The following is a 13,648-nucleotide window of genomic DNA, read 5'->3' on the forward strand; positions in this document are numbered from 1 at the left end:
CCCCGCGCGGACCCCCGCCGACACCCAGACCGTCGCACCGGCCGGCGAGAACGACACCGCGTTGCCGACGATGTTGCCGACCACTCGCACCAGCTCGGTCGCCGCACCGGAGACGATCGGCCACTGTGTCCGGTCAACGTCACAGTGGACGGCAACGCCCCGGGCAGTGCCCAACGGCTGGACCGCGACGAACGCCTCCGCGACGACCTCCGCCAGCGACACCGGCGATCGCGCGGAGGTGACCGCGCCCGCGTGGATGCGCGACAGCTCGAACAGGTCGTCGACGAGGCGACTCATCCGGCGGCTCTCCGCGCCGATCCGACGGTGGTAGTCGGCGACGTCGGCGGGCGAGGTGACGACCCCGTCGACGAGCGCCTCCGACAACGCCCGCATGCCCGCCAGCGGGGTCCGCAGGTCATGACTGACCCACGCCACGAGGTCTCGTCGTTGACGTTCCATGACGCGCTCGCGTTCGCGCAGTTCCTCCCGCCACGCGGCCTCGGCGGTCAGACGTCGACCGAGCCACACGGAGACGGCGAGACCGACCGTGCCGGACACACCGACCAGGATGAGCATGACGTTGCGGTCGTGCGGCGACAGGAACATCTCGACCGATGCCCCCAGGATGCCCGCCAGGAGCGACAGGACCGTGATGACGAGGAGCAGGCTCACCGCGACGGTGACGGAGCGGCCCCGCAGGGCTCGCAGCACGAGCGCGCCGGGCACCGCCACGGCGGCGGCGCAGACGGACGCGACGAGCAGCAGCGCCGCGAGGTCGCCCATCATGACGGGTCCCGATACCGGTAGCCCGTGCCCCAGACGGTGATGATGCGCCCGGGTCGGCTGGGATCGTCCTCGATCTTCTCGCGCAGCCGTCGCACATGGACGGTGACAGTGGACTCGTCACCGAAGTTCCACCCCCACACCTCCGTCAGGAGTTGCGCTCTGGAGTGAACGCGGCCCGGGCGGGCCAGCAGGTAGGCCAGCAGGTCGAATTCGCGGGCCGTCACCGCGATCGTCCGACCGGCGAGCGCGACCGTTCGAGCGCCGAGATCCACGACGAGGTCTCCGTCGGTCAGGCGTCGAACCCTGCGGGGAGGTTCGGCGGCGGCGCGACGCAGGACCGACGACACGCGCAACACCAGCTCGCGCGGGGAGAACGGCTTCGCGAGGTAGTCGTCGGCGCCGAGGCTCAGGCCCATGATGCGGTCGTCGGCGTCGCCGCGCGCGGTCAACATGACGATCGGGACCGCCGTTTCGGCGCGCAGAACCCGGCACACGTCCCGCCCGTCGAGCCCTGGCAACATCACGTCGAGCACGACCAGGTCGAAGACGCCGGACCGGAACACGGCGAGGGCCTCGAGACCGTCCCCGCAGACCGTCACGGAGTAGCCGTCGCGTTCGAGATAGCGGCGCACGACGTCGGCGACGGTCGCGTCGTCGTCGACCACGAGTATCGCGGCGTCCGGGAGGGCACTCATGCGCCCAATCTAGGGCGGTCGTGCCATCGGTCGAAACGCCGGACATCGATCGGCGCGGGGCGTCGCCCGCCAAGGAATCTGAAGGAATCGACATGTGTCGATGACAGGCGCGTGGTGGATCCGTTCGGCGCCAATGATCACGCCGATCGGTGACGGCGCGGCGGTGGTCAGTTCTCGCCGCCGATGTCCACTTCGTAGGCCTCGTAGATGAGCCGCGAGACAAGTCGGCGGTATCGATGGACGTCGGCGACGAGATGCCGGACGGGCGGCTCGATATCACCGGGATCGGGCCCGTCCAGGCGGGAGTTCAAGGCGTCGATGCGCGACCGGATGTGGTCGTGCTCGTCGTCGAGGCGCCGCACGGCGGGCGCGAGCCGGGGCGCGTCCGCCGTCAACCGCTCGATCGGAGAATCGTCCGGAGGCGGGGGCGGCAATACCGCGCTGAGCCGTTCCAGGTCGGACCGCAACGATCGAAGCCAGTCCGATCGGGACGAGTACGAGGCGTTTACATCGCGTTCGAGACGCTCGATCGCGTCGCCGTATTGATCCGGTCCGGTCATGGCTCGGCCCTCCTCACCCACGGGCGATCCTTCGATGATGGCCGACGGGAGCGCGGTTGTCCACCCCCGGCGCTCACTGATGAAGGCGCTGAGCAGGGACGACGAGAACGACGACGGGGCCGCCCGCTAGGGCGACCCCGTTAAGTCGGTACGGATGAGACGGACGCGTCTGCCGTCAAGAATCGCCGCGTTGGGCGCTCTCGGCTTGCAGATCGTCGTCGATCTCCTCGTCTTCCTCGGCGGCCTTGTCGACCTCCGCGGGCTCGTACATCTCCTCACAGATCTGGAGGTAGAGCTCGTTCGGATTCGGCAGGTGCTTGATCTCGCGAAGCGCCTGATCCTGACCGGCGGACTCCATCACGAAGGTGCCGTAGTCCATCACTCGGCCGAGCGGGGACTGCTCGTACTTCATGTCGGTGACACGCAACAGCGGCATCATGGCGACCTTGCGGGTGATGATCCCGCTGATGACCATGACACGTTTGTTCGTCAGGATGAACCGGTCGAAGTACCAGTCGAAGACCTTCCACGCGGCCCAACCGAGTACAGCGAGATAGATCAGGACGACGGCGGTCACGGCCGTCGCCTCACCGCTCCAACCGAGCAGGCCACTCACGTACCCGCTCAGGAACGTCGCGAGGACACCCACGACGATCACGGGCATCAGGTGAATCCAATGCCGACGCCACTCGCCCCGGTACTTCTCGGTCGGGAAGAGATAGCGCGCCGTCATCGGCGACGGAGACTCGGGCACAGGCATCTTGCTGGGACCGACCGGCATGCCGGAAGCGTCGAAGCGGAAGCCTTCGAGGTCGTCCGCGGCGATGTCGGGCGGGCCGGCACCGTCTGGTGGCTGACGCGGAATGAGCGGATCGACTTGGTCGAACTGCTCGGTGATCCGAGGATCCGGATCACCGGCCGCATTATCCTGGTACGTCATGGTCTCACGTAACGAGACTGGAAATGAACGTCGCGAAACCCTTGCCGATGTCACCGATGCTGCCGGCAATCGTCTGAACGACATTGCTCGCACTATTTGGACTGAAGGCAACAAAGAAGACCAGGAAAGCCACACCGGCCCAGGTCAGAACCTTTTTCATATCGGGCGAACCCCCTCCCACAGCGGCTCAGACGAGTCGTAACGCCAACCGGGCCAGGTGTGCCGGCGGTCACTACGGCTCACGAACATCGCTGAGCGTACAGCGTTAGTCGCATTGGCGCGGTCAATGTCACTCGTAACGTCTACGGTCACGGCATCCCCTTCCAACGGGTTTAGCCACCTCAAGACTAGCGGTATTTCGCCGCAATCGCATCTTTGAGTCACTTCCTCCCCATGGAGAAAACGGACATATCGCCCTGAAGATGGGGGTCGCACCTCGTGACGGCCGCATCACTCCAGCTCAGGGCCGCACACCACTCGCAGGTGTCAGATTTCCGTCACCGCAACGGATTCCGCCATTCGTGGGATATTTCACGAACACGAGCGATTCAGAAAGTCGAGGCGTGCGCCCGGATCCACGCGTGCATCGCGATACCGCTCGCCACGCCCGCGTTGATCGACCGGGTCGAACCGTACTGAGCTATCGAGCAGACCTGTTGGCACGCCTGCCGGACCGCCTCGGACAGCCCCGGCCCCTCCTGACCGAACACCAAAGCAGACAGTCGAGGAAGGACGGTCGTCTCCAGCGGGACCGAGCCCGGCAGGTTGTCGACGCCGATCACGGCCAGTCCGCGCTCGTTCGTCCACTCCAGAAACTCGTCGACCGTCGGGTGATGAATCACGTGCTGATAGCGGTCGGTGACCATCGCGCCGCGACGATTCCAGCGACGTTTGCCGATGATGTGGACGCTCGCGGCACCGAAGGCGTTCGCGTTCCGCACGACGGTGCCGATGTTGAAGTCGTGCTGCCAGTTCTCGATCGCGACGACGTACGGGAACCGCGTGGCGTCCAGATCGGCGACGATCGCCTCCGTCGTCCAGTACCGATACCGGTCGACGACGTTGCGCCGATCGCCCTCGGCCAACAGCTCCGGGTCGTAGCGCTCATCGTCCGGCCACTCCCCCTGCCACGGGCCGACACCGATCTCCTCGACGTGGTCATTCACGCAAGGAGCTTAGAGGCCGCCCCCGCGCGGACCGACACGGCCGGGTCGGCGCCAGGCCCAACCCACCCGCCGATTCCCGCTTGGTTGGCCAAAAGCTCCGCTTGGTTGGCCAAATGTCGGAAACAGGCGTGATTTCGCAATTTGCCCAACCAAGCGGGACCTTTGCCCAACCAAGCGGAGACACGGGGCCGACAGCGTTGATCGAACAGGGGCAACGGTGGTCTCAACAGGAACACGACCACGACCACGTTCTCGTTCGCGTTCTCGGACGAGGCCCTACCCGCGCTGCGAGTGCGGCAGGGAGCAGGTCGGGGTCCCGCCCGGCAGGCGATGCCGATTCCGGGCCACGAGCCGGTACACCGGCCACGCCAGCGCCGACACTGGCCGCCATGACAGGACGCTCCCCACGATCCGGAGCACCTTGTGCGGCGAGGTCCGCAGCAACGCCGCGATCGCGTCCGGACCCGAGGCACGGCGGCCCACCGCCGGAAGCCACCACACGGCCGCGTCGACGTCGGCGACGGTGAGCCCGTTCACGGACAGGTCGACCCACTGCCACGCCTCTATCGTCACGCCCGGGCCCGCGACCCGCCGCGCCACGTCGGCGCTACGCGAGCAGAAGGCGCAGTCGCCGTCGAACAGGAAGAGCGCGCGATCCGTCATGACGCCAGCGTACGCCCGCACACGGCCGGTCACCACGAGCGCGAACAGCCCCGATCCGCCGAGTCTCGAAAGCCAAGGGGCGCAAGGAAATGGGGGCTCGTGGGCCTCTGGGTCGCCTTCCGGTGCCTGACAGGAGCGCGCCGATCGGTCAGGCGCGCACGCCCGCGCCGCCGTCGACGATGAGGACCTGCCCCGTCACGTAACCCGCCGACGGGGAACACAGGTACGCGATCGCCGAGGCCGCCTCGTCTGCGGTGCCGGGGCGACCGATCGGCATGTCGAGGCCGCGCTGCAACTCGGGAACCGTCGACGAGCCCGTCCTGATCAGGCCCGGCGCGACCGCGTTGACCGTCACGCCGTCGGCCACGAGCTCCATCGACAGGGCCCGGGTCAAACCCGTCACGCCCGCCTTCGCCGCCGCGTACGCGGCCTCTGCCGGGACGCCGTTGACGACGCCCGCCGTCGCGGCGACGTTCACGACCCGACCCCACCCGCGCTCCGCCATGCCCTGCACGAACGCGCGGCTGACGAGGAACGTCGTCGCCAGGTTGCGTTCCACCTCCACGTTCCACTCCGGGTACGTCAACTGCGCCACCGGTCTCAACACGGCGGGCGCGGTCTTCGACGCCAGACCCGCGTTGTTGACCAGGACGTCGACCTCGCCGATCTGCTCCTCGATCGCGTCCGCCAGGCCCGCGACCTCGGCCTCGATCGTCAGGTCGACAACGAATCCGGTGCCGCCGATCTCCTCGGCCCGCTCGTGGATGCGCTTCGTGGTGGACACGAGGACGACCTCCGCGCCGACTGCCGCGAGGCGCTTCGCCACCGCGAAGCCGATGCCGTCCGGGCTGCCCGCGCCGGTGACCAGCGCGACCCGCCCCTCCAGGCTGTCCACATCGGCTGGTTCGGGGGCATCGCGGCGTGCGGAGGGATGCGGGATGACCTCTGCCATGTGTTCGGTTGACGTCGACCGGGAAGGCTCCATGTGGTGCATCCTCGCACGAAACACCGACAGGGGCATCCCCCGACCAATCACCCCATTCCACCCACACGAAGGTCGCCCGCCATGCGCGCGGTGAGGCCGACGCGGGCGCCGTCGCCGTGGCAGGATCGACCCGTGACCACCCGCGACGACGCTGCGACCAGCGACCCGATCGCCGAGCTCGCCGTCGCCGCCATCGCGTCCGCGCTGCTCGGTCGGCCCGTGCCGGCTCGCGAAGGCGACGACTCGACGCTGAACCGCCTCGGTGCGTCCTTTGTCACCGTCGACCGGGCCGGACGGTTGCGCGGTTGCATCGGCTCGCTGTACGCGGCCCGACCGCTGCGCGACGACATCACCCGCAACGCCATCCGCGCGCTGCGCGACCCCCGGCTCCCCGCCGTCACGGCCGACGAATGGCCACAGTTGACGGTGTCGGTGTCGGTGCTGTCGAAACCCGAACCCCTGCCGGTGGGGACCATCGACGACATTCACGACCTGATCCGCCCCGGCGTCGACGGGCTGACGCTCGCGACGAAACACTCCCGCGCGACGTTCCTACCGTCGGTGTGGCGCTCCCTGCCGGAACCGCGAAGCTTTCTGGCGGCGCTGATCGCCAAGGGCGGATGGACGGTGGATGATTGGCCCACCGACCTCCGCGTCGAGCGGTACACGACGACCAGCCACATCTCGCCCGCACCGCGACCACCCTTGGAGACGCTATGACCGACGAGGCGAACGCCCGACGGCTCGCCGCCGCCGTCGCACAGAAGGCCGCGATCGCGTGGATCGCGCCGAACAACGCGCCCGAACGAGCACTGTGGTGCGTCTGGGTCGACGACGCGCTCTACGTCGTCTGCGGCGACGGCGAACAACGCGACCCGGGCTTCGTCGACGGAGAGACGGCCACGGTCGTTCACCGGGGAGACCACGGCGGCCGGATCGTCCAGTACGGTGCCGCCGTGACGCTCGTACCGCATCCGTCTCCGCAATGGGACGGCATCGCGGCGGCGCTCGCCCCCAAACGACTCAACGCAACGGGAGACACGGTCGCCCGCTGGGCCGACGGCTGCCGGATCTGGCGGATCGCGGTGCCGGAGGCACCCGAGACCCCCGAAGAGGAGACGGCCGACGAGACCCCCACGGAGGCCGAAGACTCGACCGTCCCGACCGAGCCGGTCGTCGACGGCTCGGCGCTGACGGTCCTCGTGGGTCGATCACTGCCTGACGACGACCTCGCCGCGCCCGTCCGACCGTCGACGGCCGCACGCCCCACGCGAAAGCCGTTCCGCCTCCACCGGGTCAAACGCCGACACCGGTCCTGACGCGTTCACCGGTTCGGGACGAGGACGCTCGGTAGAGCGGTCGCGGTCGGCGCGGTCACGAAGCCGGACGCATGACGCGTTCACCCGATCAAGCGGGTGGTCACGACACCGCGCGGAGCCCGCGCGGACCGGTCAGGCCGTCGCCGAGATGATGTCCGCCGCGCCCTGACGCAGCAGTTCCGCGGCGACGTCGGTGCCGAGGGCCTCCGGGTCGGTTCCGCGCCCGCTCGCGTCGAGGACGGTCTTGCCGTCGGGCGCGATGACCCGGCCGTGCAGGCTCAGCGTGCCGTCGTCGAGGGTCGCGTAGCCGGCGATCGGTGAGTGGCAGTTGCCGTCGAGCACCGAGAGCATCGTGCGTTCGGCGGTCGTGCGAAGCCACGTCGGCTCGTGCCGGAGGGCGCGCGCGTAGGCGTTGGTGACGTCGTCATCGGTGCGGCACTGGAGCGCGAGCGTGCCGGAGCCGACGGCGGGCACCATCGCGTCAACGGGGAGGATCTGGCTGATCCGCTCCGTCAGGTCGATGCGTTCGAGCCCGGCGACCGCGAGCAGCAGCGCGTCGTACTCGCCCGCGTCGAGCTTCGCGAGGCGGCTGTTCGCGTTGCCGCGCACCGGGACCGGGAGCAGGTGCGGCCAGTGCAGGGCCAGCTGCGCCGCGCGGCGCGGCGACGATGTTCCGATCCGAGCGCCTTCGGGAAGGTCGTCGAGCGTGATGCCGTCGGGTTGGACTACCGCGTCGCGAACGTCGTCGCGTTCGAGGAAGGCGACGATGTCGGTGCCTTCGGGAACGGGCCGGTCGCCCGGAATGTCCTTGACACAGTGGACTGCCAGGTCGCACGCGCCGCCCAGGAGCGCCGCGTCGACCTCCTTCGTGAACGCGCCCTTCCCACCGAGGTCCGAGAGCGGCCCCGTCCACCGGTCGCCGGAGGTCGTCATCGCAACGACCTCGACGGTCAGTTCCGGATCGGCGGCTCGCAAGAGGGCGGAAACCCGGTCGACTTGGGCGAGTGCCATGGGTGAGGATCGCGTGCCGATACGCACAATCGTCGACATGTCGGACAGCCTACGCACCGGCCGGGGCGCCTTGTCACGGCAGGGCGACGAGTTCTCCGCGCGCGATGGGCAGCACCTGACCTCGAACGGTGACGCGTTCGACGACCCCTTCCGACGCCGAGACGACGCATTCCAGGTGCGAGGGTCTGTCGATGTGGGTGCCCTGTTCGATGAGGTACGACGTGTCGCCGTCCGGGGCCGCCCAGCCTTCGGCGACGAGGTAGACGCCGAGACCGAGCGCGGCCGAGCCGGTGGCGGGGTCCTCGACGATGCCCTTCGCCGGGTCGAACAGGCGGGCGCGGGCGGTGGCCTTCTCCGCGTCCCAGGTGAACAGGTAGACCTCGTCGACGCTGTCGTCGGTGATCGGGTGCGCCCGATCGAGCGCGTCCTCGGTGACCGGCAGGTACGGGAACTCGAGGCCCGTCCCCGCGACGCGGAGCCGTCCGGCGAGGTCGTCGGCGCCTAGCCCGCATGCGGCCAGGTACGGCGCGGGGTCGATCGGGTCGGCGATGGTCGCGCTGGCGCCGGTCAGCGTCGCGAACGCCCCGGAGACCGTGACTGCCAGCAGTCCCGCGCCGCATTCCTGGACGAGTTCGCCTTCCTCGACCTCGCCGCGACGGGCCAGGGTCACGGCGGTGCCGATGCTCGGGTGGCCCGCGTACGGCAGTTCCGCCTTCGGGGTGAATATCCGGACGCGGTAGTCGGCCTCCGGGCTCGTGGTCGGGACGACGAACGCCGTCTCCGACAGGTTGAACTCGGCGGCGATCGCCTGCATGCCGGACGGCGTGAGCTCTCCCGCCCCGAACACCACCGCCAGGGGATTGCCGGTGTAGGCACGGCCCGTGAACACATCGACGATCTCGTATTCCAACACGCGCTCAGATTACGTCGTGTCGTCGGCGGTTGCGCTGCGATGCCACTCCGACACCGATGGGGAAAGTGGAGCGTTCCTCGTGCGGAGGCTCGGACCGAGCTCGACGAGAAGGAGTCGTTCACTCGTTCGTGTGGTCCTCCGCGTCCGGTGGCGCCGGCGCGGCGCGAAGTGCCGGGCGCCTTCACAACGGAACCGCCTCTACCGCCGTGACCTCTCACTACTCTTGGTCCACATGGCGGGGATACGGGTCTACATCGCTCGGATGGCGGGTACCGCGATCTTCGACCCGAACGGCGAACAGGTCGGGCGCGTGTCGGACGCGGTGGTGCGCGCGTCGCTCGACCGCGATCCGCCGAAGGTCCTGGGCCTGGTCGCCGAGATCCAGGCGTTTCGCCGGATCTTCGTGCCGATGGGTCGAGTGTCGACGATCGACGCCGCCGCGATAGTGCTCACGACGGGCACCTTGAATCTGCGCAAGTTCGCGCTTCGGCCCGGTGAGTCGCTCGTCCTCGGGGAGTTGCTCGACCGGCCCGTCACGGTCGGCGGCGAGCGGGTGCTCGTGTCCGATGTGGCGATGGAGCCGACCGCCCCCGGCGAATGGCATCTGTCCACTGTCGCGTTGCGTCCGCGAGGGGGCCGGTTGACGCGGCGCGGCCCGTTGCGACAGATCGCGTGGTCCGACATCGACGCGTTGGCGGCGACGGCGGACACCCAGGGCGCCGCGAACCTGGTGTCGGCGACGGAGGGGCTGCGCCCGGCGGACCTCGCCAGCATGGTGCAGGATCTGCCGATGCGGCGACGGGTGGAGCTCGCGGCGGCGCTCGACGACGAGCGCTTGGCCGACCTGTTGGAGGAGCTCCCGGAGCACGACCAGGTGGACATCGTCAACTCCCTGGGGCCGCGTCGGGCGGGTGACGTGATCGGCGAGATGGACCCGGACGACGCCGCCGATCTGCTGAACACGATGCCCGCGACCCAGAAGTACGAGCTGTTGAGTCTGATGGAGCCCGACGAGGCTCACCCGATCCGGCAGCTCCTGAACTACCGCAAGGGAACCGCGGGCGGCATGATGACGAGCGAGCCGCTGATCCTGCCGCCGGACGCGTCGATCGCGGAGGCCCTGGCGCTGTTGCGGGAGCCGCAGCATCCGCCGACGATCGCGGCGCAGGTGTTCGTGTGTCGGCCGCCGACGGTCACGCCGACCGGCCGCTATCTCGGGATGGCGCACTTCCAGCGGCTCCTGCGGGAGCCCCCGAGCATGCTGTTGGCCAGCTGCGTGACGACGGACATCGACCCGATCGACCCGGACCTCCCGCTGCTGGACCTGACGCGGCGGCTCGCCACGTACGACCTGGTGGCGATGCCGGTCGTCCGGGATGACCGGTTGTACGGCGCGGTCACCGTCGACGACGTGCTGGACCACCTGTTGCCCTCCGACTGGAGGGAGCGCGAGCGTGGCTGATCCGCGCAGACGACTCGACGAGCCGCGGCGGTCGCGGCGGCTTCCCCTGCCGTCGATCACGCCGGAGACCTTCGGGGCGTTCGCCGAGCGCTTCGCCAGGTTCATGGGAACGGCGCAGTTCCTCGTCTACATGACACTGTTCGTCGTCGTGTGGGTGACATTGAATCTGGTGGGTCTGTTCGGTTTGCGCTGGGACCCGTACCCGTTCATCCTGTTGAACCTGTTCTTCTCCACGCAGGCGTCATACGCGGCGCCGCTGATCCTGTTGGCGCAGAATCGGCAGGACGCGCGCGACCGGGTCCAGATCGAGTCGGACCGGCAGCGCTCGGAGGCCGCGAAGGCCGACACCGACTATCTGGCGCGGGAGATCGCGGCGTTGAGGATCGCGTTGGGCGACGTCGCGACGCGCGACTTCATCCGCTCGGAGCTGAACCGGATCGGCGAGCACGGAGACGGCCGGACGGCGGACCGGCACTCCTGAGCCCTGCCCGGCGGTTCACCTGCGGGGCGTCAGCGCTTTGGGTTGAGGCGGCGTCGCCGAGGTCGGTGCGGTGTGTCCGGCACGCGGACGCGTCGTCGGCACGCGGGGCTCCACAAGCCCCTACCGGGGTGGTGCTCGGGCGCTGCCGGCGAGCGTCCGTTCGGGCGCTCGCCCGCGCGGGCAAGCCCTTGACGCGCAATCGATCGAACCCTGCGTGTCCAGCCGATTCCGGGGCTGCGCGGCGCGGGTACAGTACTCCTGCGAAACGGCACACCCTGGGAGTCGACTGATGACACAGCCCCCGTATCACGAATACCCACAGTCGTCACCGGGCGATTACAACCCGCACAATCGGCCCGATCCGTACCTGGCCGACCCCCATCCGGGGCACCCCCCGGGCGTCGATCCGTACGCGCCCGAGCCTCCGGCACCGACGCACCACACCGGACCGATCCCGCCGCCACCGGCGACCCACCACACGGGGCCGCTGCCGCAACAGCCCGTACCGGCGGACGTGACGGTTCCCGTGCGCCGCAACCGGCCCATCCACATCCCCGGGCAGTCCCCGCCGACGCACCACACGGGACCGATACCGGCGCAACATGCTCCGCCCGTCCCACACCAGGTCCCCCAGGCCACCCACCACACTGGACCGATGCCGGCCGGTCCCGCACCGTCCCACCACACGGGACCACTTCCAACACACCACACGGGACCGATACCGACGCATTCCGTCCACACCACCGGATCGATACCGCAGCCGCCCCCACCGGACGACGAGCCGTTGATCGACCCGCGCATCGGCTACGCGCCGTTTCCAATGCCGACGGCGGCGACGCCGCCGAAACGGTGGCGGACGTGGGCGATCAGCGGCGGAGCGGGCGTACTGGCCGTCCTGCTCGTCGTCTGGTTCATCGTCGCCGGTGGGGACTCCGGTCCGGATGACGATCAGAGCGGGAACAGCGGCGTTCCCGACCCGAACGCCGCGATCACCGTGAACAGCTACCCGCCGACGGGCCTGTTGCCAGGCGACAGCGTCGACGAGATCGGCAACACGGCGGTTCAACCGCTGTACACGACGTTGACCCGGACCGACCCGAACACCGGCCTGCCCGCGAACATGCTGGCGGAGTCGATCACCGGCGACGACGACGCTCGTGAATGGACGATCACCTTGCGCGAGGGCTGGACTTTCCACAATGGTGAGCCGGTGACCGCGGAGTCGGTCGTCGACTCCTGGAACTACGTCGCCGCCGGATCGATGGACTTCCCCGCGGCGCCACTGTTCCGGTGGATCGAGGGATACGACAACGCGCAGGAGAACGACGACGACATGTCCGGACTGTCGATCGTGGACGACACGACGTTCACGGTACGGCTCGACCGGTCGTGGGCGTCGTTCCCCGCCACTCTGATCTACCCGGCGTTCGCGCCGCTCGCCCCCGAGTGCGTCAACGCCCAGAAGTCGTGCGCGACCCGGCCGATCGGCACCGGGCCGTTCGTCGTCAAGGGCGGCTGGGACCCCGGCACCACGACACTCCGCTATGAACGGTGGGACGAGTACCCCGGCGACGAACCCGCCTACGCGAGCGTCGAGTTCCGGTTCTACACCGACACGAACCTGATGGGCCAGGACTACCTCGCCGGGTCGGGAGACCTCGCGCGGATCAGCGCCGACCAGGTGAAGAACGCGGGCGAGGGCGTGACGTCCTTCCCGACCGGCGAGTTCGGGTTCATCGGCATCCCCCACTACCTCGACGGCTACGCCGACGCCGTGTTCCGCCGCGCGCTGTCACTGGCGATCGACCGCGAGGGCATCCTCGCCGACAGCGGATACACCCATCGACGCGCCGCCGACGGATTCACTGCCACCGGATATCCGGGCTCCGCGGACGACTCCGCCTGCGAAGACTGCGCGTTCGCGCCCGATGAGGCGTCCGCCCTGTTCGACCAGTCCGATTGGCCGAAGGACCAGACCTTCGAGCTCGCGTACGCCGGCGAGGACAAGGAGGCGCCTCGTCTCGCGGCGGCGATCTGCGAAGCCGTGACCACGACGCTCGGCATCGACTGCGAGCAGGTGCCACTCCCGTACGCCACGCTGCGAGAAGCCGTGGAGAACGACGAAGCCAGCGGAGCGTGGCTCGGAAGCTGGATTCCCGAGACCGGCACCGCCGACGGATTCCTCGGGCCGCTGTACGGCTCCGGCAACCAGTTCGGCTACCAGAACGACCAGTTCGACCAGGCGCTCGCCGCCGGCAATCAACAAGCCTCGGTCGAGGAGGCGTTGCCGCTGTACGCGGCCGCAGAGGAGAAACTCGCCGCGTACATGCCGGTCGTGCCGCTGACGACGGGCGTCTACCATCTCGCGCACCGGGATCGCATAGTCGAGGACAGCCTGTACGTCGACCCGACGACGCAGGCCCCGCAGTTCGACCTCGTCGAGGTCAATGCCGCATAGGCATACGTCGATCCGATGGCGGCCTCATCCGGTCGTCCGCACTTTCGGTGAAGCGCCGCACAATCCGTTGCGGAGCCACTCGGACACGGGCAACCTGGAGGCTGTCTCGTTACCCAGCAGATCGGCTCCGGCGGCGCCAGAACGCCATCGGCCGTGTTGTGAAAGCTCCTCCATACAACACCGGTATGCAGGAACTCCTCCGCCTCGCC

At 68.9% G+C, this 13,648-nt stretch carries 15 protein-coding genes; 5 read left to right on the forward strand and 10 right to left on the reverse strand.

Features of this window, described 5'->3' with window-relative positions:
* The 8 genes from ACM9NP_RS15715 to ACM9NP_RS15750 all read right to left on the reverse strand — a co-directional run.
* Positions 1-786 (reverse strand): sensor histidine kinase (locus tag ACM9NP_RS15715; RefSeq protein WP_415647447.1); only part of this gene is annotated, 786 nt, incomplete at its 3' end.
* Positions 783-1,481, reverse strand: a complete 699-nt coding sequence (locus ACM9NP_RS15720; RefSeq protein ID WP_415647448.1) for a response regulator — start codon at positions 1,479-1,481, stop codon at positions 783-785. The genes ACM9NP_RS15720 and ACM9NP_RS15715, both read right to left, overlap by 4 nt.
* 167 nt (positions 1,482-1,648) lie before the next feature.
* On the reverse strand, positions 1,649-2,041 hold the full coding sequence (locus ACM9NP_RS15725) for a hypothetical protein (protein ID WP_415647449.1): 393 nt from the start codon (positions 2,039-2,041) through the stop codon (positions 1,649-1,651).
* A gap of 175 nt (positions 2,042-2,216) precedes the next feature.
* Positions 2,217-2,981 (reverse strand): PH domain-containing protein, encoded by a 765-nt coding sequence (locus tag ACM9NP_RS15730; RefSeq protein ID WP_415647450.1) that lies wholly within the window; start codon positions 2,979-2,981, stop codon positions 2,217-2,219.
* 4 nt (positions 2,982-2,985) lie between these two features.
* Positions 2,986-3,141 (reverse strand): hypothetical protein, encoded by a 156-nt coding sequence (locus tag ACM9NP_RS15735; protein ID WP_415647451.1) that lies wholly within the window; start codon positions 3,139-3,141, stop codon positions 2,986-2,988.
* Between the two features lie 388 nt (positions 3,142-3,529).
* The gene (locus ACM9NP_RS15740) at positions 3,530-4,147 is read right to left on the reverse strand and encodes a TrmH family RNA methyltransferase (protein WP_415647452.1); all 618 of its coding nucleotides are present in this window, start codon (positions 4,145-4,147) and stop codon (positions 3,530-3,532) included.
* A 276-nt stretch (positions 4,148-4,423) separates the two neighbouring features.
* Positions 4,424-4,810 carry a thiol-disulfide oxidoreductase DCC family protein gene (locus ACM9NP_RS15745; RefSeq protein ID WP_415647453.1) on the reverse strand — a complete coding sequence of 129 codons (387 nt, stop codon included), beginning with the start codon at positions 4,808-4,810 and terminating at the stop codon, positions 4,424-4,426.
* 148 nt (positions 4,811-4,958) lie between these two features.
* On the reverse strand, positions 4,959-5,762 hold the full coding sequence (locus tag ACM9NP_RS15750; protein ID WP_415647505.1) for an SDR family NAD(P)-dependent oxidoreductase: 804 nt from the start codon (positions 5,760-5,762) through the stop codon (positions 4,959-4,961).
* A 165-nt stretch (positions 5,763-5,927) separates the two neighbouring features.
* Here ACM9NP_RS15750 and amrA point away from each other — a divergent pair, with 165 nt between their 5' ends.
* Together amrA and ACM9NP_RS15760 are read left to right on the forward strand one after the other, a co-directional pair.
* On the forward strand, positions 5,928-6,515 hold the full coding sequence (gene amrA, locus ACM9NP_RS15755) for an AmmeMemoRadiSam system protein A (RefSeq protein ID WP_415647454.1): 588 nt from the start codon (positions 5,928-5,930) through the stop codon (positions 6,513-6,515).
* On the forward strand, positions 6,512-7,114 hold the full coding sequence (locus tag ACM9NP_RS15760; protein ID WP_415647455.1) for a hypothetical protein: 603 nt from the start codon (positions 6,512-6,514) through the stop codon (positions 7,112-7,114). Before amrA ends, ACM9NP_RS15760 begins: the two co-directional genes overlap by 4 nt.
* Before the next feature lie 132 nt (positions 7,115-7,246).
* Here ACM9NP_RS15760 and hemC read toward each other — a convergent pair whose 3' ends face one another.
* Both hemC and ACM9NP_RS15770 read right to left on the reverse strand, forming a co-directional pair.
* Positions 7,247-8,164 carry a hydroxymethylbilane synthase gene (gene hemC / locus ACM9NP_RS15765; RefSeq protein WP_415647456.1) on the reverse strand — a complete coding sequence of 306 codons (918 nt, stop codon included), beginning with the start codon at positions 8,162-8,164 and terminating at the stop codon, positions 7,247-7,249.
* Between the two features lie 34 nt (positions 8,165-8,198).
* A complete protein-coding gene (locus ACM9NP_RS15770) occupies positions 8,199-9,038 on the reverse strand; it encodes a PhzF family phenazine biosynthesis protein (protein WP_415647457.1) in 840 nt (279 codons plus the stop codon).
* 232 nt (positions 9,039-9,270) lie between these two features.
* Here ACM9NP_RS15770 and ACM9NP_RS15775 point away from each other — a divergent pair, with 232 nt between their 5' ends.
* The 3 genes from ACM9NP_RS15775 to ACM9NP_RS15785 all read left to right on the forward strand — a co-directional run bounded on the left by ACM9NP_RS15775 (position 9,271) and on the right by ACM9NP_RS15785 (position 13,439).
* Positions 9,271-10,500, forward strand: a complete 1,230-nt coding sequence (locus ACM9NP_RS15775; RefSeq protein WP_415647458.1) for a magnesium transporter MgtE N-terminal domain-containing protein — start codon at positions 9,271-9,273, stop codon at positions 10,498-10,500.
* The gene (locus ACM9NP_RS15780) at positions 10,493-10,981 is read left to right on the forward strand and encodes a DUF1003 domain-containing protein (protein ID WP_415647459.1); all 489 of its coding nucleotides are present in this window, start codon (positions 10,493-10,495) and stop codon (positions 10,979-10,981) included. The genes ACM9NP_RS15775 and ACM9NP_RS15780 overlap by 8 nt, the downstream gene beginning before the upstream one ends.
* Positions 10,982-11,270: 289 nt before the next feature.
* Positions 11,271-13,439, forward strand: coding sequence for an ABC transporter substrate-binding protein (locus tag ACM9NP_RS15785; RefSeq protein ID WP_415647460.1), 2,169 nt, complete (start codon positions 11,271-11,273; stop codon positions 13,437-13,439).
* Positions 13,440-13,648: the final 209 nt, after the last annotated feature.

It is taken from the genome of Stackebrandtia soli (genome assembly GCF_965137155.1).
In the GTDB taxonomy this organism is placed as follows: domain Bacteria; phylum Actinomycetota; class Actinomycetes; order Mycobacteriales; family Micromonosporaceae; genus Stackebrandtia; species Stackebrandtia soli.